Raw genomic sequence first — 20798 nt, 5'->3', positions numbered from 1 at the left:
CTGACAAGCGAAGCGGCTGATCCGGACCAACGGCTTGGTCCAGAAACGGAAAACCCCCGTAAATACGGGGGTTTTCGCGTTGTGTCAAACTATAATTGGTCGTGTCAAACTTTAACCTTTTGTGTCAATCTATAATCCGTGCAACCAGCCTTGCTTCGACAGCCGTGGGGTTACTCCACCGTCACCGACTTGGCCAGGTTACGCGGCTGGTCGACGTCGGTGCCCTTGAGCACGGCGACGTAGTACGACAGCAGTTGCAGCGGAATGGTGTAGAGGATCGGCGCCAGCGCATCGTTGATGTGCGGCACGTTGATCACATGGGTGCCCTCGCCGTTGCTCATGCCGGCGTGCTCGTCGGCGAACACCACCAGCTCGCCGCCACGGGCGCGCACTTCCTGCAGGTTCGACTTGAGCTTCTCCAGCAGCTCGTTGTTCGGCGCCACGGTCACCACCGGCATGTCGTTGTCCACCAGCGCCAGCGGGCCATGCTTGAGCTCGCCTGCCGGGTAGGCTTCGGCGTGGATGTAGGAGATCTCCTTGAGCTTGAGCGCGCCTTCCATCGCCACCGGATACTGGGCACCGCGGCCGAGGAACAGGGTGTGGTGCTTGTCGGCGAACAGCTCGGCGATCTTCTCGACCACGCCATCCATCGCCAGCGCTTCGCTCAGGCGGGCCGGCAGGCGACGCAGCTCGTCCACCAACTCGGCTTCGACACCAGCTTCGAGGGTGCCGCGCACCTGGCCGAGGGCCAGGGTCAGCAGCATCAGCGACACCAGCTGGGTGGTGAAGGCCTTGGTCGAGGCGACGCCGATCTCCGGCCCGGCCAGGGTCAGCAGGGTCAGGTCGGATTCGCGCACCAGCGAGCTAATGCCCTTGTTACAGATCGCCAGGCTGCCGAGGAAGCCCAGCTCCTTGGCGTTGCGCAGGGCCGCCAGGGTGTCGGCGGTTTCGCCGGACTGCGAGATGGAGACGAACAGGGTGTCCGGCTGCACCACCACCTTGCGGTAGCGGAATTCGCTGGCCACTTCCACCTGGCATGGGATGCCGGCCAGGCTTTCCAGCCAGTAACGGGCGACCATGCCGGCGTGATAGCTGGTGCCGCAGGCGACAATCTGCACGTTGCGCACCTTGGCGAACAGCTCGGCGGCCTGTGGACCGAAGGCCTGGACCATCACGTGGTCCTTGCCCAGGCGCCCTTCCAGGGTACGCTGCACCACGGTGGGCTGCTCGTGGATTTCCTTGAGCATGAAGTGGCGGTAGTTGCCCTTCTCGGCGGCTTCGGCGCCTTCGTGGTACTGCACCGTCTCGCGCTGGACCGGATGACCGGCCTGATCCCAGATCTGCACCTGGTCACGGCGGATCTCGGCGATATCGCCTTCTTCCAGGTACATGAAGCGGTCGGTGACCTGGCGCAGGGCCAGTTGGTCCGAGGCCAGGAAGTTTTCGCCAAGGCCCAGGCCGATCACCAGCGGGCTGCCGCTGCGGGCGGCGACCAGGCGGTCCGGCTGGCTGGCGCTGATCACTGCCAGACCATAGGCGCCGTGCAGGCGCTTGACCGCGGCCTTGAGCGCGTCGGTCAGGTCGGGAATGCCCTTGAGCAGGTGGTGGATCAGGTGGACGATGACTTCGGTGTCGGTCTGCGAGACGAAGACATAGCCCAGGCCCTTGAGCTCTTCACGCAGCTCTTCGTGGTTCTCGATGATGCCGTTGTGCACCACCGCCACGTCGTGCCCGGAGAAGTGCGGGTGGGCATTGGTCTCGGTCGGCGCGCCATGGGTCGCCCAACGGGTATGAGCGATGCCCAGCTGACCGGCCAGCGGATCGGCGCTCACGGCGCCTTCCAGCTCGCTGACCTTGCCGATACGGCGGCGACGCTCGAGCGCGCCTTGCTGGTTCAGGACGGCCAGGCCGGCGCTGTCATAACCACGGTATTCCAGGCGCTTGAGGCCTTCGATGAGGATGGCTGTGATATTGCGCTCGGCAACGGCACCAACGATTCCACACATAAGATGTTGCTCCTAGCTGATAGCGGCGCAGATAAGGGTGATGCCGCGGGCTTGAATCCGGTCGCGCGCCTCGGCGGGCAGGCGATCATCAGTAATCAGGGTGTTGACGCTGCCCCAGGGCAGCTCGAGGTTGGGGATCTTGCGACCGACCTTGTCCGACTCGACCATGACGATCACCTCGCGCGCCACCTCGGCCATGACCCGACTCAGCCCCAGCAGCTCGTTGAAGGTGGTGGTGCCACGCTCCAGGTCGATGCCGTCGGCACCGATGAACAGCTGGTCGAAGTCGTATGAGCGTAGTACCTGCTCGGCCACCTGGCCCTGGAAGGACTCAGAGTGCGGGTCCCAGGTGCCACCGGTCATCAGCAGCACGGGCTCATGCTCCTGCTCGCTGATGGCGCGGGCCACGTGGAGCGAGTTGGTCATCACCACCAGGCCTGGCTGGCGCCCGAGCTGTGGGATCATCGCTGCCGTGGTGCTGCCGCTGTCGATGATGATGCGTGCATGCTCGCGAATGCGATCGACCGCTGCCCGGGCGATGGCCTGCTTGTAGAGGGACACCGGCTGGACCGTATCGCCCAACAGCTCCTGGGGCATGGTCACCGCGCCACCGTAGCGGCGCAACAGCAGACCGTTGGCCTCCAGGGCGTGGAGATCCTTGCGGATGGTCACTTCGGAAGTTTCGAAACGCTTGGCCAGGGCATCGACGCTCACCTCGCCCTGCTCGTTGAGCAAGGCCAGGATGTTGTGGCGGCGCTGAGGGGTATTTCGTTTCGACATGTCGGCTTTAAGTTTCGATTCGAAAGATAAGTATTGCAATCAAAACCTAAGATGGACGATTCGTCAAGTTTATCTCTGCTTCGGCACGGTCCCTGTAGGAGCGGCCTTGTGCCGCGATGGGGCGCGCAGCGGCCCCAATGGAATTCACCTTGGCACCCAATAAAAAGCCGGCTTATTCACATAAGCCGGCTTTCGATCGAAAGCGCTGTGGATAACTCAGCTCTTCTTGATCTTCTCCGGCCGCTTCCAGCCTTCGATGTTGCGCTGGCGCGCACGGGCCACGCCCAACTGCCCGGCTTCAACCGTCTGGGTGATGGTCGAGCCCGCCGCGGTAGTGGCCCCCGCCTGGATTTCCACAGGTGCCACCAGCGAGTTGTTGGAACCGATGAACACATCCTCGCCCATCACCGTACGGAACTTGTTGGCGCCGTCGTAGTTGCAGGTGATGGTGCCAGCACCGATATTGGTACGGGCACCGACCTCGGCATCACCCAGGTAGGTCAGGTGACCGGCCTTGGCGCCCTCGCCCAGGTGCGCGTTCTTCAGCTCGACGAAGTTACCCACATGGGCACGAGCTTCCAGGACGCTACCTGGACGCAGACGGGCGAACGGGCCGGCATCGCTGCCCTCGCCCAGCACCGCGCCTTCAAGGTGGCTGTTGGCCTTGACCACCACGCCCTTGCGCAGGGTGCTGTCCTTGATCACGCAGTTGGGGCCGATCTGCACGTCGTCCTCGATCACCACCTTGCCTTCGAGAATGACGTTGATGTCGATCAGCACGTCGCGGCCGACCGTCACCTCGCCGCGTACATCGAAGCGCGCCGGATCACGCAGCGTGACACCCTGGGCCATCAGGCGGAGGCCTTCACGCAGTTGATAGTGACGCTCGAGCTCCGCCAGCTGGCGGCGGTCGTTGGCGCCCTGCACTTCCATCGGGTCGTGGGGCTGCTCGGTGGCGACCACCAGGCCATCGGCCACGGCCATGGCGATCACGTCGGTGAGGTAGTACTCGCCCTGGGCATTGTTGTTGGACAACCGGCCCATCCAGTCGGCCAGGCGTGCGGCAGGCATGGCGAGGATGCCGGTGTTGCCTTCCTTGATTGCCTTCAGCGCTTCGCTGGCATCCTTGTGCTCGACGATCGCGGTCACGTTGCCCGCCGCGTCACGCACGATGCGGCCGTAGCCGGTCGGGTCCTGCAAGGTCACGGTGAGCAGCCCGAGCTGCTGCTCGCTAACCTTGGCCAGCAGGCGCTGCAGGGTGTCCACCTCGATCAGCGGCACATCGCCGTACAACACCAGCACGGTATCGGCGGTGATGGCCGGCAACGCCTGGGCCACGGCATGGCCGGTGCCCAGTTGCTTGTCCTGCATGACGAAGTTCAGATCGTCGGCTGCCAGGCGCTCACGGACCAGCTCGGCGCCATGGCCGATTACCACGTGAATACCTTCGGGCTGCAACTGGCGTGCACTGTGGATAACGTGGCCGAGCATGGAATTGCCGGCGACCGGGTGCAGTACCTTCGGCAGCGCGGAGCGCATGCGGGTGCCTTGGCCTGCGGCGAGAATGACGATATCGAGGGACATTGACTGGCTACCAATCCTGGGCGGTCAGGGACGTGACCGAAGGGGAATTTCAGAAAAAGAAAAAGGGTAGCCGAGGCTACCCTTTAACTCAATCGCAACGGCAGTAAGCGGCCAAGGCCGGATTACTTGCCTTTGCGCAATTGCTGGACAGTACGCAGCTGAGCTGCAGCCTCGGCCAGACGTGCGGCAGCAGCGCCGTAGTCGAAGTCCGAGCCTTTAGTGTTCAGCGCGTTCTCGGCAGCCTTGAGGGCTTCCTGAGCCTGAGCTTCGTCCAGGTCGGCAGCGCGCTGCACGGTGTCGGCAAGAACCTTGACCATGTTCGGCTGCACTTCGAGGAAGCCACCGGAGATGTAGAACACCTCTTGAGTGCCACCCTGCTTGGTCAGCGTGATCGGACCAGGCTTGAGATTGGTGATCAGCGGCGCGTGGCCCGGAGCGATACCAAGATCACCCAGGTTACCGTGCGCGACTACCATCTCGACCAGGCCGGAGAAGATCTCTCCTTCCGCGCTGACGATATCGCAATGGACTGTCATAGCCATCTGCTTGCCTCAACCTGATTAGCGCCCCTTGCGGGGCGCCGGGATTACAGTTTCTTGGCTTTCTCGATCGCTTCGTCGATGCTGCCGACCATGTAGAACGCTTGTTCTGGCAGGTGGTCGTAGTCACCTTTGAGGATGCCGCTGAAGCCAGCGATGGTGTCCTTGAGCGAAACGTACTTGCCTGGCGAGCCGGTGAAGACTTCGGCCACGAAGAACGGCTGCGACAGGAAGCGCTGGATCTTACGAGCGCGGGCAACCAGTTGCTTGTCGGCTTCGGACAGTTCGTCCATACCCAGGATCGCGATGATGTCCTTCAGCTCTTTGTAGCGCTGCAGAACATACTGAACGCCACGAGCGGTCTCGTAGTGCTCGGTGCCGATCACGTTCGGGTCCAGCTGGCGCGAAGTCGAGTCCAGTGGGTCGACCGCTGGGTAGATACCCAGGGAAGCGATGTCACGGGACAGAACGACGGTGGCGTCCAGGTGGGCGAAGGTGGTCGCTGGCGACGGGTCGGTCAGGTCGTCCGCAGGTACGTATACGGCCTGGACGGAGGTGATCGAACCTTCTTTGGTCGAAGTGATACGCTCTTGCAGAACGCCCATCTCTTCGGCCAGGGTCGGCTGGTAACCTACTGCCGAAGGCATACGGCCCAGCAGTGCGGATACTTCGGTACCGGCCAGGGTGTAACGATAGATGTTGTCGACGAACAGCAGAACGTCGTTACCTTCGTCACGGAACTTCTCAGCCATGGTCAGGCCGGTCAGCGCTACGCGCAGACGGTTTCCTGGTGGCTCGTTCATCTGACCGTAGACCAGCGCTACCTTGTCGAGAACGTTGGAGTCCTTCATCTCGTGGTAGAAGTCGTTACCCTCACGAGTACGCTCACCCACACCAGCGAACACGGAGTAACCGCTGTGTTCCATGGCGATGTTACGGATCAGTTCCATCATGTTCACGGTCTTGCCGACGCCGGCACCACCGAACAGACCAACCTTACCACCCTTGGCGAACGGGCAGACCAGGTCGATAACCTTGATGCCGGTTTCCAGCAGGTCGTTGCCGCCCGCCTGGTCGGAGAACGAAGGCGCTGGCTGGTGGATACCGCGACGCTCTTCTTCGCCGATTGGACCGGCTTCGTCGATCGGGTTGCCCAGGACGTCCATGATACGGCCCAGGGTTGCCTTGCCGACAGGTACCGAGATGGCAGCCTTGGTGTCGACGACATCCAGACCGCGCTTCAGACCTTCGGTCGAGCCCATCGCAATGGTACGAACCACGCCGTCGCCCAGCTGCTGCTGAACTTCCAGGGTGGTTTCCGCGCCTTGTACTTTCAGCGCGTTGTAAACACTCGGCACGGCATCACGTGGGAATTCCACGTCGATGACGGCGCCGATGATTTGAACGATACGTCCGCTACTCATAGCTGGATCCTCTGAATTTTTGAACCGTTAAACCGCGGCAGCGCCGCCGACGATTTCCGAGATCTCCTGGGTGATCGCAGCCTGACGCGCCTTGTTGTAGATCAACTGAAGCTCTTTGATCAAATCACCGGCGTTGTCTGTGGCGTTTTTCATGGCGATCATCCGGGCCGCTTGTTCAGCAGCGTTGTTCTCGACCACCGCCTGGTAGACCTGCGACTCCACGTAACGCACCATCAAGCCGTCCAGCAGCTCTTTTGCGTCGGGTTCGTACAGGTAGTCCCAGTGGTGCTTGAGTTCCTGATCCGGGGTTGCCACCAACGGTACCAATTGCTCGACCGTCGGTTTTTGGGTCATGGTGTTGATGAACTTGTTCGAAACCACCGAGAGGCGATCGATGCGGCCGTCCAGGTAGGCGTCCAGCATCACCTTGACGGAGCCGATCAGATCATTGATCGATGGCTCTTCGCCCAGATGGCTGATCGCGGCTACGACGTTACCGCCAAAGATGCGGAAGAAAGTCGCACCCTTGCTGCCGATCACGCACAGGTCGATTTCAACGCCCTGTTCGCGGTTTTCGTTCATGTCCTTGACCAGGGCCTTGAACAGGTTGGTGTTCAAGCCACCGCACAGACCACGGTCACTGCTCACCACGATATAACCAGCGCGCTTTACAGGGCGCTCGATCATGAACGGGTGGCGGTATTCCGGGTTGGCGTTGGCCAGATGACCGATCACCTGGCGGATACGCTCCGCGTAAGGACGGCTAGCAGCCATGCGCATTTGTGCCTTGCGCATCTTGCTGACCGCCACTTTCTCCATGGCGCTGGTAATTTTTTGCGTGCTTTTGATGCTCGCAATCTTACTGCGAATCTCTTTTGCGCCTGCCATGTATCACCTATCAGGTTAGCAAGCGGGGGCCGGAGCCCCCGCTGCGGCTTACCAGGTCTGGGTGGCCTTGAACTTCTCGATACCGGCTTTCATGCCAGCGTCGATTTCGTCGTTGAAGTCACCCTTCACGTTGATCTTCGCCATCAGTTCGGCGTGATCACGGTTGAAGTAGGCGATCAGCGCTTGCTCGAAGCTGCCAACCTTGGCGACTTCTACGTCGGTCAGGAAACCACGCTCAGCGGCGTACAGCGACAGGGCCATGTCGGCGATCGACATTGGCGCGTACTGCTTCTGCTTCATCAGCTCGGTAACGCGCTGACCATGCTCCAGCTGCTTGCGGGTAGCCTCGTCCAGGTCCGAAGCGAACTGGGCGAATGCCGCCAGTTCACGGTACTGGGCCAGGGCGGTACGGATACCACCGGACAGCTTCTTGATGATCTTGGTCTGGGCGGCACCACCAACACGGGATACCGACACACCGGCGTTAACGGCAGGACGGATGCCTGCGTTGAACATGGCCGATTCCAGGAAGATCTGACCGTCGGTGATCGAGATCACGTTGGTCGGAACGAACGCGGAAACGTCGCCAGCCTGGGTTTCGATGATCGGCAGAGCGGTCAGCGAGCCAGTCTTGCCGGTTACGGCACCGTTGGTGAACTTCTCGACGTACTCTTCGGAAACGCGCGATGCACGCTCCAGCAGACGGGAGTGGAGATAGAACACGTCGCCTGGGTACGCTTCACGTCCTGGTGGACGGCGCAGCAGCAGGGAGATCTGACGGTAGGCAACGGCCTGCTTGGACAGGTCATCGTAAACGATCAGGGCGTCTTCACCGCGGTCACGGAAGAACTCGCCCATGGTGCAGCCGGCGTACGGGGCCAGGAACTGCAGTGCGGCGGATTCCGAGGCACTGGCAACGACCACGATGGTGTTGGCCAGGGCGCCAGCTTCTTCCAGCTTGCGAACGATGTTGGCAACGGTGGAACGCTTCTGGCCGACTGCAACATAAACACAGAAAATACCGGAGTCTTTCTGGTTGATGATGGCGTCGATGGCCATGGCGGTCTTGCCGATCTGACGGTCACCGATGATCAGCTCGCGCTGGCCACGGCCGACAGGGATCATGGCGTCGACGGACTTGTAGCCAGTCTGTACAGGCTGGTCTACCGACTTACGCCAGATCACGCCTGGAGCTACTTTCTCGACCGCGTCGGTCTGGGTGTTGCCCAGAGGACCTTTGCCGTCGATCGGGTTACCCAGTGCGTCGACGACGCGACCCAGCAGTTCCTTACCAACCGGAACTTCCAGGATACGGCCGGTGCACTTGGCGCTCATGCCTTCGGCGAGGGTGTCATAGGCACCCAGGATCACTGCACCTACGGAGTCTTGCTCCAGGTTCAGGGCCATGCCGAATACGCTGCCAGGGAACTCGATCATTTCGCCGTACATGACGTCGGCCAGACCGTGGATCCGCACGATGCCGTCGGAAACCGAAACGACGGTACCTTCGTTACGGGCTTGGGAGCCGACATCGAGGTTGTCGATGCGGCCCTTGATGATTTCACTAATTTCGGAAGGATTGAGTTGCTGCATTGCTCTGCTGCCCCTTCAAACTCAAGATTTCAAGGCTTCGGCCAGTTTCGCGATCTTGCCGCGAACCGAACCGTCGATTACCAGGTCGCCAGCGCGGATGACGACGCCGCCGATCAGGCTGGCATCCTCCGACGCGTGCAGGCGCACTTCCTGGCCTAACCGTGCACTGAGAACCTTGGCGAGTTTGTCTTGCTGTTCTTGGTTCAACGCAAAAGCACTGGTGACTTCCACGTCCACGGACTTCTCTTGCTCGGCCTTGTACAGGTCGAACAGAGTCGAAATCTCCGGCAGAAGCAGGAGACGTTCGTTTTCCGCGGCAACATGAATGAAATTCTGTGCCTTGGCGTCAAACTTGTCACCGCACACTTCAATGAATGCGGCGGCCTTTTCTGCGCTAGTCAGTTGCGGGGCCTTGAGCAGGCGCTGCATGGTGTCGTCTTGCGACACCGCAGCAGCCAGGCCGAGCATGGCTGACCAATTGGCCAGTTGCTGATGGGCCTGGGCATGCTCGAAGGCAGCCTTAGCGTAAGGTCGGGCCAACGTGGTCAGTTCTGCCATGATCGCCCTCGCTTAAATTTCAGCGGCCAGTTTGTTAACCAGCTCCGCATGCGCGTTTTGATCGATTGTGGCGCCAAGGATCTTTTCAGCACCGCCAACGGCCAGGGCACCCACTTGGGCACGCAGGGCGTCTTTGACGCTGTTCAGTTCCTGTTCGATCTCGGCTTGAGCCTGAGCCTTCACACGGTCAGCTTCGACGCGAGCCTGTTCACGGGCTTCCTCGACAAGCTGAGCAGCGCGTTTCTTGCTTTGCTCAATGATTTCGGCTGCCTGTGCCTTCGCTTCACGCAGTTGCTGACCCGCTTTCTCTTGGGCCAGCTCCAGGTCGCGAGCTGCGCGGTTGGCAGCGTCCAAGCCGTCGGCAATCTTCTTTTGGCGCTCTTGCAGGGCAGTGATGACCGGAGGCCATACGTACTTCATGCAGAAGAGTACAAAAATCAGAAAAGCAACGGATTGGCCAATCAGGGTTGCATTAATGTTCACGCCAACACCTCGCTCGGTCTTTGTCCATCACACCAATCAACTCGTAGGAACGAGTGATTAGCCGGCGATCTGACCAACGAAGGGGTTCGCGAAGGTGAAGAACAGAGCGATACCAACACCGATCATGGTTACGGCGTCGAGCAGACCGGCAACGATGAACATTTTGACCTGCAGCATCGGAACCATTTCTGGCTGGCGAGCAGCGCCTTCCAGGAACTTGCCGCCCAGCAGGCCGAAACCAATGGCGGTACCCAGAGCACCCAGGCCGATCAGCAGAGCAACAGCGATAGCGGTCAGACCAACTACAGTTTCCATCTTTCCTCCCGACTTTTACGTCGTATTGGTTAGGTTTTTAGTTTGAAGCGGTAAAACAAATCGTTTGGTACAGCATGCCCTTGCGGACTTTTTAAGCCCTCCCCCCAAACGGGCAGGGAAGGCTATCAGACACGCCAGGCGGTCTTAATGGTTATCTTCGTGAGCCATCGACAGGTAAACGATGGTCAGCATCATGAAGATGAAAGCTTGCAGGGTGATGATCAGGATGTGGAACACGGCCCACGCCCACTGCAGCACCACACCCAGGCCGCTGAGCCACAGCAGGCCGGAGCCGAACATCACGGCGATCAGGATGAATACCAGCTCACCGGCGTACATGTTGCCGAACAGACGCAGGGCCAGCGAGATCGGCTTGGCGATCAGGGTGACGAACTCGAGCAGGAAGTTGACCGGAATCAGCAGGATCTGCACGAAGATGTTCTTGCTGCCGAACGGGTGCAGGGTCAGCTCGCCGAGGAAGCCACCCAGGCCCTTGACCTTGATGCTGTAGAAGATGATCAGGGCGAACACGCAGAAGGCCATGGCCAGGGTCGCGTTCGGGTCGGTGGTTGGTACCGCACGGAAGACGAGATGCGGATCACCGGAGATCCAGGCCGCCGCTTTCGGAATCCAGTCGACCGGAACCAGGTCGATGGCGTTCATCATGAACACCCAGACGAAAATGGTCAGTGCCAGCGGGGCGATCACCGGGCTACGGCCGTGGAAGGAGTCCTTCACGCTGCCGTTGACGAAGTCGACCAGCACTTCAACGAAGTTCTGCAGACCGCCAGGTTGGCCGGAAGTCGCCTTCTTGGCCGCCATGCGGAAGATGAACAGGAAGATCAGACCCAGCGCGACGGACCAGCCCAGGGTGTCCACGTGGAACGCCCAGAAGCCCATTGCCTTGGCTTCTGCAGCCGAATGGGCGAAGCCCCAGCTGCCGTCTGGTAGTTGACCGTAGGTCAGGTTCTGCAAGTGGTGCTGGATATAACCCGAAGCGGTTTCTTCTGCCATGGTTGCCTCAAACGCCCTAAGGTCTCGAAAGTCTTTTATTCATCAGCAGGGGCGCGAACCAGCTGACCAAAAGGGTCAGCACGAAGACGCCGAATACTGCCAACGGCGCCAATGGCTTCACTCCTGCGAAGGTCAGTGCAAACAGCACTGCCGTCAAAATCATCTTGCCTGCCTCGCCCGCGTAGAACGACTTGACGATGGCCTGCGCCGCCCGGGCTCCGCTGAAGCGAAAAGCCTTCCAGGCGAAATACACATTGGGCAGCCAGGCAATCAACCCTCCGCAGAGGCCTGAATATCCACTGACCGCCCCTTTCCACTGCCACAACACCAGCGTTGCCAGCAGCAGGACGACAAATTGAGCCAGCAGTACCGGAAAAACCGCCCAGCGATGGAAAGGCAGGCGGTTTGGCGTGCGGATTTCCATCACAACTGCTCCTCTAAAGTCGACCGCCTAGTCAGCAATGACTTGGCATAATTTGTGCCGACAAAATGCGCGCAGAGTATAGGGGTGGATTAACCCCTATTCAACTCTTCGGTAGTGATTTCCGACTGCGCGCTACAACAGGAATTGTTTCAGCGGATGTGAGCAAGCACGCCCTGCAACTCGTCAAGGGAGTTATAGCGAATAACCAACTGACCTTTGCCCTTGTTGCCATGGCGAATTTGTACCGCCGAGCCCAGGCGCTCTGCCAGACGCTGTTCGAGACGGGCAATGTCCGGATCAGGTTTGCTCGCCTCGACCGGCGCAGGTTTGCCATTGAGCCACTGACGCACCAGTGCCTCGGTCTGGCGCACGGTGAGGCCGCGTGCGACAACATGACGCGCCCCTTCTTCCTGGCGATCTTCCTCGAGGCCGAGCAAGGCGCGGGCATGGCCCATCTCCAGGTCACCGTGGGCGAGCATGGTCTTGATCGCCTCCGGCAGCGAGATCAGGCGCAGCAGGTTGGCCACGGTCACCCGCGACTTGCCGACGGCGTCCGCCACCTGCTGCTGGGTCAGCTCGAACTCCTGCTGCAGGCGCTGCAGGGCGAGCGCCTCTTCAAGCGGGTTGAGGTCCTCGCGCTGGATGTTCTCGATCAGCGCCATGGCGATGGCGGCTTCGTCGGGCACTTCGCGGACCATGGCCGGAACGGTGTCCAGGCCAGCCTGCTGGGTGGCGCGCCAGCGCCGCTCACCGGCGATGATCTCGTAGCGGTTGTCGCCGATCGGGCGCACCACGATCGGTTGCATCACGCCGTGGGTGCGGATCGAGTGCGCCAGTTCCTCCAGCGCCTCGGGATCCATGTCGCGACGCGGCTGGTACTTGCCGCGCTGGATCAGCTCGACCGGCAGGTGTTGCAGTTCCTTCTGGTCGATCTTGACAGCCTGCGCCTCGAGCGCGCTGACGGAAGGACCACTGAGCAGTGCATCCAACCCACGTCCGAGACCGCGTTTCTTGATGGCCATGCGGATTCCTTAAGTTGTCTGTGCAATGCGTGATGGACGGCGCTGACGGCGAACCAGTTCCCCGGCCAGCGCCAGATAGGCGAGCGCGCCGCGGGATTGCTTGTCGTAGGCCAGGGCCGGCATGCCGAAGCTCGGCGCCTCGGCCAGGCGGATGTTGCGCGGGATCACCGTGTCGTACAACTGGTCGCCGAAGTGCTCCTTGAGCTGCGCCGATACATCGTTGTTCAGGCTCAGGCGCGGGTCGTACATGGTCCGCAGCAGGCCTTCGATCTTCAGCTCCGGGTTCAACCGGGCAGCGATGCGCTTGATGTTATCCACAAGGTCGCTGAGACCTTCCAGCGCGTAGTACTCGCACTGCATGGGGATGATCACGCCATCGGAGGCGACCAGGGCGTTGAGCGTCAGCATCGACAGCGACGGTGGGCAGTCGATGAGGATGTAGTCGTAGTTCTCGCGGATCGGCGCCAGCGCGTTGCGCAGGCGGCTCTCCTTCATCTGCATTTCCAGCAGGACCACCTCGGCGGCGGTCAGGTCGCGGTTGGCCGGCAACAGCTGGTAACCGCCGTGCTCGGAGTAGTGCATGGCCTGGGCCAGGTCGCATTCCCCGATCAGCAGGTCGTACACCGAGTGCTCGAGCTCGTGTTTATCCACACCGCTGCCCATGGTGGCGTTGCCCTGTGGATCGAGGTCGATCAGCAGCACGCGACGCTTGGTCGCGGCCAGCGATGCGGCGAGATTGATGCAGGTGGTGGTCTTGCCCACACCACCCTTCTGGTTCGCGATTGCGAATACCTTAGCCATTGTTGCGTGTGTTCCCAGTCATGCCTTGCGGCGCAGTATCAGCAGATGGCGCTGGCCCTGGCAACCTGGAACGGTCAGGGCCTGCTCGCTTTCCACTGTGAAGTCTGCGGGCAATGCTACCAGTTCGTCGGCAGGATGCAGCCCCTTCATTGCAAGCCATTGCGTGCGGGCGTCACCCAGGTGGCGGGTCCAGTTGGTGAAATTCTCCATGCTGCTGAACGCTCGGGAAACGATCCCGCAGAACGGCTGCTCGGGCTGGACCTCTTCCACCCGGCTGTGGATAACCGTGAGGTTGTCCAGTTTCAGTTCCATCTTCACCTGGGTGAGGAAACGGGTCTTCTTGCCGTTGCTGTCCAGCACCGTCACCTGTTTGTGCGGATGCAGGATGGCCAGTGGAATACCCGGCATGCCGCCGCCGCTGCCGACATCCAGCCAGCGCTGGGTGTCATTGTGGATAAACGGCATGACACTCAGGCTGTCGAGCAGGTGGCGCGAGACCATCTCGTCCGGGTCGCGCACCGCGGTCAGGTTGTAGGCCTTGTTCCATTTGATCAACAGGGCCAGGTAGCCCAGCAGCAACTCATGCTGCTGCGCGCTCAGCTCGACACCAAGCTGGCGCGCACCTGTGGACAACTCTTCGGCGTGTTGCGGGGTGACCGGGGAACTCAAGCGCTTTGCTCCAATTCGCGGCCTGCGCCGCGCTTTTTCAAGTGAATCAGCAACAGGGAAATCGCCGCCGGGGTGACACCCGGAATGCGCGAAGCCTGGCCCAGGGTCTCCGGGCGGGTCTGCCCGAGCTTGCCCTGGATCTCCTTAGACAGGCCGGAAATCGTGGTGTAGTCGATATCCACAGGCAGGCGCATGTCTTCGCTGGCGCGCAGCCGGGCGATCTCGTCCTGTTGGCGGTCGATGTAGCCGGCGTACTTGGTCTTGATCTCAACCTGCTCGGCAACCTGTGGATCGATCACTTCACCGCCGGTCGCCTCGATCAAGCCAGCGTAGTCGACTTCCGGACGGGCGAGCAGGTTGAGCAGGCTGTATTCATGGGCCAGCGGCGTGCCGAACTTATCCACAACAGCTTGGCCCTGCGGCGTACCCGGACGAACCCAGGTGCTCTTCAGGCGCTGTTCTTCACGCTCGATGCCTTCGCGCTTGGCGCAGAACGCAGCCCAGCGCTGGTCGTCGACCAGACCCAGTTCGCGGCCTTTCTCGGTCAGGCGCAGGTCGGCGTTGTCTTCGCGCAGGATCAACCGGTACTCGGCACGTGACGTGAACATGCGGTACGGCTCCTGGGTCCCCAGGGTGATCAGGTCGTCGACCAGCACGCCGATGTAGGCCTCGTCGCGGCGCGGGCACCAGCTTTCACGGCCCTGGGCACGCAGCGCGGCGTTGGTCCCGGCCAGCAGGCCCTGGGCGCCGGCCTCTTCGTAACCGGTGGTGCCGTTGATCTGGCCGGCGAAGAACAGGCCGCCGATGACCTTGGTCTCGAGGCTGTACTTCAGGTCGCGCGGGTCGAAGTAGTCGTACTCGATGGCATAGCCCGGACGGACGATGTGGGCGTTTTCCATGCCGCGGATCGAGCGGACGATCTCCAGCTGCACGTCGAATGGCAGCGAAGTGGAAATACCGTTGGGGTACAGCTCGTGGGTGGTCAGGCCTTCCGGCTCGATGAACACCTGGTGGCTTTCCTTGTCGGCGAAGCGATGGATCTTGTCCTCGATCGACGGGCAGTAGCGCGGGCCGATGCCTTCGATCACGCCGGAGTACATCGGCGAACGGTCGAGGTTCGAGGCGATGATCTCGTGGGTGCGGGCGTTGGTGTGGGTAATCCAGCAGCTCACCTGGCGCGGATGCATTTCGGCATTGCCCATGAACGACATCACCGGGATCGGCGTGTCGCCCGGTTGTTCGGTCATCACCGAGAAGTCCACGGAACGGCCATCGATGCGCGGCGGCGTGCCGGTCTTCAGCCGGCCGACGCGCAGCGGCAGTTCACGCATGCGCTGGGCCAGGGCGTTGGCGGGTGGATCGCCGGCGCGGCCACCGGAGTAGTTCTGCAGACCAATGTGGATAAGTCCGCCGAGGAAGGTGCCGCTGGTCAGGACCACGGAGTCGGCGAAGAAGCGCAGACCCATTTGCGTGACCACGCCCTTGACCTGGTCCTGCTCGACGATCAGGTCATCGCAGGACTGCTGGAATATCCACAGGTTCGGCTGGTTTTCCAGGATTTCGCGCACCACCGCCTTGTAGATGGCGCGGTCGGCCTGCGCACGGGTGGCGCGTACGGCCGGGCCCTTGCGGTTGTTCAGGATGCGGAACTGGATGCCGCTCTTGTCGGTGGCCAGCGCCATGGCGCCGCCGAGCGCATCGATTTCCTTGACCAGGTGGCTCTTGCCGATGCCGCCGATGGCCGGGTTGCAACTCATGTGACCGAGGGTTTCCACGTTGTGGGTCAGCAGCAGGGTTTTCACACCCATGCGTGCGGACGCAAGCGCAGCCTCGGTACCGGCATGGCCGCCGCCGATGACGATCACTTCAAAACGGGAAGGGAAATCCACCACGCACCTCGTGCCTGTTTTTGCGAATAGAGAAGGTAAGCGGACAAGTATAGGGACTTACCGCCCTTCAAAGAAACCTTCTGAGCAAAAAATGAGCAGGCTGTGGATGAGTGGCAGGCAAAAGAAAACAAAGAGGAAAAATTTAAAAAAGCTTTGTTTTTATGTTTATGTTTAGGGCCCATCCTGTCTGTGCATAAGTCTTCCAAGGCCACAGAATACGGCATGTACAGAGAATCAAAACCCTGTGTCGAAACAGGCCTGTGGGCTCTGGATAGCGCTGTTTAACCTGTGGATGAATGTGCCTGTTACCCACAGAGCGGTTTGTCCTCAGAAAAAAAGCCCGGTTATCAACGGAGCTGAGGCCGAGTTTTCCACAGAGCTCCCGAGTCAGGACTTTAATCTGTGGATGACGTCGTGGGAGCGAGCTTGCCTCGCGAAGCAGGCTTACAGATTTGGCAACGGCTGCACCGGTGTTCGTGGGTCAGGCCCGCTCCCACAAACCTGAATCACAGGCAAAAAAAAGCCGCTCCAGACAGGAGCGGCCTTGTTATCGAAGGGCTGTGGACTATTTGCCGATGCAGAAGCTCGAGAAAATCCTGCCAAGCAGGTCGTCCGAACTGAACGCCCCGGTGATTTCACCCAGCGCCTGCTGTGCCTGGCGCAGATCCTCCGCCAACAGCTCTCCGGCGCCAGCCAGGGTCAGCTGCGCACGACCATGCTCCAGGTGCTCACTGGCCTGGCGCAGCGCTTCCAGGTGCCGGCGACGGGCGCTGAAGCTGCTCTCCGCGGTCTGTTCATACCCCATGCAGGCCTTGAGGTGGTCACGTAGCAGGTCCAGCCCCATGTCGTCTTCGCGGGCACTCAGGGTAATGGTTACATGCCCATCGTCACTCTGCTCCATGCCGACACGTTCACCACTCAAGTCGGCCTTGTTACGGATGAGCGTGACCTTTGCCACATCTGGTCGTTGATCCAGGAATTCCGGCCACAGCGCAAAGGGATCACTGGCTTCCGGTGCGGTCGAGTCGACGACCAGCAGCACCCGATCAGCCTCGCCGATGGCCTTGAGCGCCCTTTCCACCCCGATCTTTTCCACATGGTCATCGGTATCGCGCAGACCGGCGGTGTCGACCACATGCAACGGCATGCCATCGATGTGGATATGTTCGCGCAGGATGTCCCGGGTGGTGCCGGCGATATCGGTGACGATCGCCGCCTCGCGTCCGGCGAGCTGGTTGAGCAGGCTCGATTTGCCGGCGTTCGGCCGACCGGCGATGACCACCGTCATGCCGTCGCGCAACAGGGCACCCTGCCCGGCCTCACGCTGCACTGTTGACAACTCGCTGCGCACGTCATCGAGCATGCGCAACACATGACCATCGGCGAGGAAGTCGATTTCTTCCTCGGGGAAGTCGATCGCGGCCTCGACGTAGATGCGCAAGGCAATCAGCGCTTCGGTCAGCCCATGCACGCGCTTGGAGAACGCTCCTTGCAACGAACGCAGGGCATTACGGGCAGCTTGCGTGGAGCTGGCTTCGATCAGGTCAGCGATGGCTTCGGCCTGGGCCAGGTCGAGCTTGTCGTTGAGGAACGCACGCTCGCTGAACTCGCCCGGGCGTGCCAACCGGCAGCCCAGTTGCAGGCAACGCTGCAGCAGCATGTCCATGACCACCGGCCCCCCGTGGCCCTGCAGCTCCAGCACGTCTTCGCCAGTGAACGAGTTCGGCCCGGGGAAGAACAGCGCGATGCCTTCGTCCAGGACCAGGCCATCGGCATCGCGGAACGGGCCGTAGTGGGCATGGCGCGGGGTCAGCGTGCGGCCGGTGATGGCCTGCCCGGCCTGGCTGGCCAGCGGCCCGGACAAGCGGACGATGCCGACCCCACCGCGGCCCTGGGCGGTAGCGATGGCGGCAATGGTTTCACGCACAGTGTTCATGCTCGAAAGCCTCTACAACGAATTCGTCAGATAGCAAAAACGCCCCACTAGGGGGCGTTTTTATTCACAGGCAAACAGGCTTGCCCGTCAAGCGGCAGCTTTCTTGGTCGCTGCCTCGATGCTGCGGGTGATGTACCACTGCTGTGCGATCGACAGGCAGTTGTTCACAACCCAGTACAGCACCAGACCGGCCGGGAACCACAGGAAGAAGAAGGTGAAGATGATCGGCATCATTTTCATCACCTTGGCCTGCATCGGATCCGGCGGGGTCGGGTTCAGACGCTGCTGGATGAACATGGTGGCGCCCATGATGATCGGCAGGATGAAGAACGGATCCTTGATCGACAGGTCGGTGATCCACAGCATCCACGGTGCCTGGCGCATCTCTACGCTTTCCAGCAGTACCCAGTACAGGGCCAGGAACACCGGCATCTGTACCAGGATCGGCAGGCAGCCGCCCAGCGGGTTGATCTTCTCTTTCTTGTACAGCTCCATCATCGCCTGGGACATCTTCTGGCGATCGTCACCGAAGCGTTCCTTGAGCTGGGCCAGTTTCGGCGCCACGGCACGCATGCGCGCCATCGAGCGGTAGCTGGCGGCCGACAGCGGGAAGAACAGGCCTTTGATCAGCATGGTCAGGACAATGATCGACCAGCCCCAGTTGCCGAGCAGGCTGTGGATATGTTGCAGCAGCCAGAAGATCGGCTGGGCGATGAACCACAGGAAGCCGTAGTCGACGGTCAGTTCCAGGCCTGGGGACAGTTCCTTGAGCTTGGACTGGATCTTGGGACCGGCATACAGCATCGCGCTGGTTTCGACCTTGCCGCCGGCAGGGACGTCAAGCGCAGGGCCGGTGAAGCCGATGATGTAGTTGCCCTGGCTGTCCTTGCGGGTCTGGACGGCGTTGTTGTCCGACTTGCTCGGGATCCAGGCGGTCACGAAGTAGTGCTGCAGCCAGGCGACCCAGCCGCCGGTCACATTTTCTTTCAAATTGCCCTTGTCGATGTCTTTCATCGACACTTTCTTGTACGGCTCGGAAGCTGTCCACAGGGCGGCGCCCAGGTAGGTGGCCGTACCGGTGGCAGTGCTCGACGACGGATCGGAGCTGGCGTCGCGCTTGAGCTGGGCAAACATGTTGCCGCTCCAGGCCTGGCCGCTCTGGTTGTCGATCAGGTAGCTGACGGTCAGGTCGTACTCACCGCGCTTGAAGCTGAAGCGCTTGATGTAGTTGACGCCGTTCTCGCTGAACTTCAGGTCGACGGACAGTTGGTCCTGACCGTCGGCAAGCTGGAAGCTCTTCTGTTCGGCGGCGTACAGCGGGCGACCCGTGGAGCGGGCGTCCGGGCCGTTGGTGCCGGTCAGGCCGCTCTGGGCCAGGTACACGCGCTCGCTGCCGTTGTCGAACAGCTGGAACGGAATGTCCGGATGGTCCTGGCGACGTGGGTACTTCGGCAGGTTCAGCTGGACGATGTCACCACCGACCGGGTCGATAGCCAGGTCCAGGACATCGGTCTTGATCCGGATCAGGTCCTTGCTGACCGCGACCGGCGCCAGTTCAGCAGGGCTGGATTCAGCATTGGCGCTCGGCACATCGGCGCTTGCACCGGAGTTGCCGGCCGGCACGGTGTCCGGCAGGGCCGGGGCAGCATTGCTGGCAGCAGCATTCTGAGTCGGCAGGGCAGCCTGGCCATAGTCCTGGTTCCACTTGAGGACCATGACATAGGACACGATTGCCAGGGCGACGATCAGGATCGTGCGTTTAATATCCATGATTACTCGGCTATCGAAGAAGTTCGGGAGGAAGGAGCAGGTGGAACGGGATCGAAACCGCCGTCGTTCCACGGATGACAACGCCCCAGGCGACGAACGGCCAGCCACCCACCACGCAAGAGGCCATGGTTTTCGATGGCTTCATAGGCGTAACAGGAACAGCTGGGATAGAAACGACAGTGACTGGCCATCAGTGGACTGATGGCATAACGGTAGAACTGGATCGGAACGAGGGCCAGTTTACGCATCGTGACTGTCTACCCCTGCGGAATCGGCGACCGCTGGAGAGGGCCGACTGCGGACCAGTCGCTTCCAGAGCTTGCCAAAGTGTTGGTGCAATTCTGGGTTTTCCACTTCGCCCAACCCCTTGCGTGCAACGATCACGATATCCAGCCCTGCCAGCATTTGCTGGTTCAGGCGGAACGAATCGCGCATCAGGCGTTTCAGGCGATTGCGTTGAACGGCGAGCTTGACGCTCTTCTTGCCGATTACCAGGCCGAGGCGTGGATGATCGAGGCCGTTCTCGCGGGCAAGGATAAGCAGGTTTTTCCCTGGAACCTTGCCGGTTGGGGAGTCGAAGACCGCTTTGAAGTGCCGGGGTGTAAGCAGTCGCTTGTCCCGACTGAAGTCCTGACTCACCACCTGTACCGAAAAATCAAATGGCCAGACGCTTACGGCCTTTGGCACGGCGACGCGACAGAACGGCACGGCCGTTCTTGGTAGCCATACGGGCACGGAAACCGTGGGTGCGGGCGCGCTTGATGGTGCTTGGTTGGAAAGTACGTTTCATGGCGTGTTACCTGGGTTGGTCGACAACGGGCCGGAAGGGCCCCCTTTTTAAGAGATCGGCGATTCTAGAGAAAGCAAGGCGATAGGTCAATTTCCAACCAGCCTTTCCTTATGGAAGGTCGAGGCAGGTCGATGGGTGCTACCTCGACCTGGCTGACCTGAAAGCGGGCAAATCAAAAAAACAGAAGAGGCATATAAAAAGCTTTTCTGAAGAACTTATAGATCTTAGGTGGATAACCTTCTGTGGATAACCTATTTGAGCCCTTTAACTGCGGGCTGTACAGAAAACCATAACCTTGTCGGTAAGGGGTGTT

At 60.9% G+C, this 20798-nt stretch carries 21 protein-coding genes; all 21 read right to left on the bottom strand.

Features of this window, described 5'->3' with window-relative positions:
- Positions 1 to 170 precede the first annotated feature (170 nt).
- Complete coding sequence (gene glmS / locus NMG10_RS06120) at positions 171 to 2006, bottom strand: glutamine--fructose-6-phosphate transaminase (isomerizing) (protein ID WP_254463967.1); 1836 nt, start codon at positions 2004 to 2006, stop codon at positions 171 to 173.
- A gap of 12 nt (positions 2007 to 2018) precedes the next feature.
- Positions 2019 to 2786 carry a DeoR/GlpR family DNA-binding transcription regulator gene (locus NMG10_RS06115; RefSeq protein WP_254463966.1) on the bottom strand — a complete coding sequence of 256 codons (768 nt, stop codon included), beginning with the start codon at positions 2784 to 2786 and terminating at the stop codon, positions 2019 to 2021.
- A gap of 216 nt (positions 2787 to 3002) precedes the next feature.
- Positions 3003 to 4370, bottom strand: coding sequence for a bifunctional UDP-N-acetylglucosamine diphosphorylase/glucosamine-1-phosphate N-acetyltransferase GlmU (gene glmU / locus NMG10_RS06110; protein WP_254463965.1), 1368 nt, complete (start codon positions 4368 to 4370; stop codon positions 3003 to 3005).
- 122 nt (positions 4371 to 4492) lie between these two features.
- Complete coding sequence (locus NMG10_RS06105) at positions 4493 to 4912, bottom strand: F0F1 ATP synthase subunit epsilon (RefSeq protein WP_054893003.1); 420 nt, start codon at positions 4910 to 4912, stop codon at positions 4493 to 4495.
- Positions 4913 to 4956: 44 nt separating this feature from the next.
- Entirely contained in the window at positions 4957 to 6333 is a 1377-nt protein-coding gene (gene atpD, locus NMG10_RS06100; RefSeq protein ID WP_028690019.1) for a F0F1 ATP synthase subunit beta, read from the bottom strand.
- 27 nt (positions 6334 to 6360) lie between these two features.
- The gene (gene atpG, locus NMG10_RS06095; RefSeq protein ID WP_028690020.1) at positions 6361 to 7221 is read right to left on the bottom strand and encodes a F0F1 ATP synthase subunit gamma; all 861 of its coding nucleotides are present in this window, start codon (positions 7219 to 7221) and stop codon (positions 6361 to 6363) included.
- 48 nt (positions 7222 to 7269) lie between these two features.
- Entirely contained in the window at positions 7270 to 8814 is a 1545-nt protein-coding gene (atpA, locus tag NMG10_RS06090) for a F0F1 ATP synthase subunit alpha (RefSeq protein ID WP_050707597.1), read from the bottom strand.
- A gap of 21 nt (positions 8815 to 8835) precedes the next feature.
- The gene (locus tag NMG10_RS06085) at positions 8836 to 9372 is read right to left on the bottom strand and encodes a F0F1 ATP synthase subunit delta (RefSeq protein WP_023628561.1); all 537 of its coding nucleotides are present in this window, start codon (positions 9370 to 9372) and stop codon (positions 8836 to 8838) included.
- A 12-nt stretch (positions 9373 to 9384) separates the two neighbouring features.
- The gene (locus NMG10_RS06080) at positions 9385 to 9855 is read right to left on the bottom strand and encodes a F0F1 ATP synthase subunit B (protein ID WP_023383136.1); all 471 of its coding nucleotides are present in this window, start codon (positions 9853 to 9855) and stop codon (positions 9385 to 9387) included.
- Positions 9856 to 9912: 57 nt separating this feature from the next.
- Positions 9913 to 10170, bottom strand: a complete 258-nt coding sequence (gene atpE, locus NMG10_RS06075) for a F0F1 ATP synthase subunit C (protein ID WP_003097235.1) — start codon at positions 10168 to 10170, stop codon at positions 9913 to 9915.
- A 144-nt stretch (positions 10171 to 10314) separates the two neighbouring features.
- The gene (gene atpB, locus NMG10_RS06070; protein WP_232855429.1) at positions 10315 to 11184 is read right to left on the bottom strand and encodes a F0F1 ATP synthase subunit A; all 870 of its coding nucleotides are present in this window, start codon (positions 11182 to 11184) and stop codon (positions 10315 to 10317) included.
- Between the two features lie 16 nt (positions 11185 to 11200).
- The gene (locus tag NMG10_RS06065; RefSeq protein WP_008092225.1) at positions 11201 to 11608 is read right to left on the bottom strand and encodes a F0F1 ATP synthase subunit I; all 408 of its coding nucleotides are present in this window, start codon (positions 11606 to 11608) and stop codon (positions 11201 to 11203) included.
- A 149-nt stretch (positions 11609 to 11757) separates the two neighbouring features.
- Positions 11758 to 12630: a ParB/RepB/Spo0J family partition protein gene (locus NMG10_RS06060; RefSeq protein WP_254463964.1), complete on the bottom strand. Its 873-nt coding sequence runs from the start codon at positions 12628 to 12630 to the stop codon at positions 11758 to 11760.
- Between the two features lie 9 nt (positions 12631 to 12639).
- Positions 12640 to 13431: a ParA family protein gene (locus NMG10_RS06055; protein ID WP_011536509.1), complete on the bottom strand. Its 792-nt coding sequence runs from the start codon at positions 13429 to 13431 to the stop codon at positions 12640 to 12642.
- Positions 13432 to 13449: 18 nt separating this feature from the next.
- The gene (gene rsmG, locus NMG10_RS06050) at positions 13450 to 14100 is read right to left on the bottom strand and encodes a 16S rRNA (guanine(527)-N(7))-methyltransferase RsmG (protein WP_203649276.1); all 651 of its coding nucleotides are present in this window, start codon (positions 14098 to 14100) and stop codon (positions 13450 to 13452) included.
- The gene (gene mnmG / locus NMG10_RS06045; protein ID WP_254463963.1) at positions 14097 to 15989 is read right to left on the bottom strand and encodes a tRNA uridine-5-carboxymethylaminomethyl(34) synthesis enzyme MnmG; all 1893 of its coding nucleotides are present in this window, start codon (positions 15987 to 15989) and stop codon (positions 14097 to 14099) included. The genes rsmG and mnmG overlap by 4 nt, the downstream gene beginning before the upstream one ends.
- Before the next feature lie 565 nt (positions 15990 to 16554).
- Positions 16555 to 17925: a tRNA uridine-5-carboxymethylaminomethyl(34) synthesis GTPase MnmE gene (gene mnmE, locus NMG10_RS06040; RefSeq protein WP_232855431.1), complete on the bottom strand. Its 1371-nt coding sequence runs from the start codon at positions 17923 to 17925 to the stop codon at positions 16555 to 16557.
- Between the two features lie 87 nt (positions 17926 to 18012).
- Positions 18013 to 19695, bottom strand: a complete 1683-nt coding sequence (gene yidC / locus NMG10_RS06035; protein WP_050707603.1) for a membrane protein insertase YidC — start codon at positions 19693 to 19695, stop codon at positions 18013 to 18015.
- Between the two features lie 2 nt (positions 19696 to 19697).
- Complete coding sequence (gene yidD / locus NMG10_RS06030; protein WP_011536514.1) at positions 19698 to 19943, bottom strand: membrane protein insertion efficiency factor YidD; 246 nt, start codon at positions 19941 to 19943, stop codon at positions 19698 to 19700.
- The gene (rnpA, locus tag NMG10_RS06025; protein ID WP_234560813.1) at positions 19936 to 20337 is read right to left on the bottom strand and encodes a ribonuclease P protein component; all 402 of its coding nucleotides are present in this window, start codon (positions 20335 to 20337) and stop codon (positions 19936 to 19938) included. Before rnpA ends, yidD begins: the two co-directional genes overlap by 8 nt.
- Before the next feature lie 13 nt (positions 20338 to 20350).
- A complete protein-coding gene (gene rpmH, locus NMG10_RS06020; protein WP_003253163.1) occupies positions 20351 to 20485 on the bottom strand; it encodes a 50S ribosomal protein L34 in 135 nt (44 codons plus the stop codon).
- Between the last annotated feature and the right edge of the window lie 313 nt (positions 20486 to 20798).

This window comes from Pseudomonas sp. DVZ6, from assembly GCF_024259445.1.
GTDB lineage: Bacteria > Pseudomonadota > Gammaproteobacteria > Pseudomonadales > Pseudomonadaceae > Aquipseudomonas > Aquipseudomonas peradeniyensis.
This window is presented reverse-complemented; position numbering and strand designations above follow the sequence as displayed.

Coding starts and splice junctions, on each gene's coding strand:
- glmS (WP_254463967.1), bottom strand. CDS start 2,006: ATGTGTGGAATCGTTGGTGCCGTTGCCGAGCGCAATATCACAGCCATC.
- NMG10_RS06115 (WP_254463966.1), bottom strand. CDS start 2,786: ATGTCGAAACGAAATACCCCTCAGCGCCGCCACAACATCCTGGCCTTG.
- glmU (WP_254463965.1), bottom strand. CDS start 4,370: ATGTCCCTCGATATCGTCATTCTCGCCGCAGGCCAAGGCACCCGCATG.
- NMG10_RS06105 (WP_054893003.1), bottom strand. CDS start 4,912: ATGGCTATGACAGTCCATTGCGATATCGTCAGCGCGGAAGGAGAGATC.
- atpD (WP_028690019.1), bottom strand. CDS start 6,333: ATGAGTAGCGGACGTATCGTTCAAATCATCGGCGCCGTCATCGACGTG.
- atpG (WP_028690020.1), bottom strand. CDS start 7,221: ATGGCAGGCGCAAAAGAGATTCGCAGTAAGATTGCGAGCATCAAAAGC.
- atpA (WP_050707597.1), bottom strand. CDS start 8,814: ATGCAGCAACTCAATCCTTCCGAAATTAGTGAAATCATCAAGGGCCGC.
- NMG10_RS06085 (WP_023628561.1), bottom strand. CDS start 9,372: ATGGCAGAACTGACCACGTTGGCCCGACCTTACGCTAAGGCTGCCTTC.
- atpE (WP_003097235.1), bottom strand. CDS start 10,170: ATGGAAACTGTAGTTGGTCTGACCGCTATCGCTGTTGCTCTGCTGATC.
- atpB (WP_232855429.1), bottom strand. CDS start 11,184: ATGGCAGAAGAAACCGCTTCGGGTTATATCCAGCACCACTTGCAGAAC.
- NMG10_RS06065 (WP_008092225.1), bottom strand. CDS start 11,608: ATGGAAATCCGCACGCCAAACCGCCTGCCTTTCCATCGCTGGGCGGTT.
- NMG10_RS06060 (WP_254463964.1), bottom strand. CDS start 12,630: ATGGCCATCAAGAAACGCGGTCTCGGACGTGGGTTGGATGCACTGCTC.
- NMG10_RS06055 (WP_011536509.1), bottom strand. CDS start 13,431: ATGGCTAAGGTATTCGCAATCGCGAACCAGAAGGGTGGTGTGGGCAAG.
- mnmE (WP_232855431.1), bottom strand. CDS start 17,925: ATGAACACTGTGCGTGAAACCATTGCCGCCATCGCTACCGCCCAGGGC.
- yidC (WP_050707603.1), bottom strand. CDS start 19,695: ATGGATATTAAACGCACGATCCTGATCGTCGCCCTGGCAATCGTGTCC.
- yidD (WP_011536514.1), bottom strand. CDS start 19,943: ATGCGTAAACTGGCCCTCGTTCCGATCCAGTTCTACCGTTATGCCATC.
- rpmH (WP_003253163.1), bottom strand. CDS start 20,485: ATGAAACGTACTTTCCAACCAAGCACCATCAAGCGCGCCCGCACCCAC.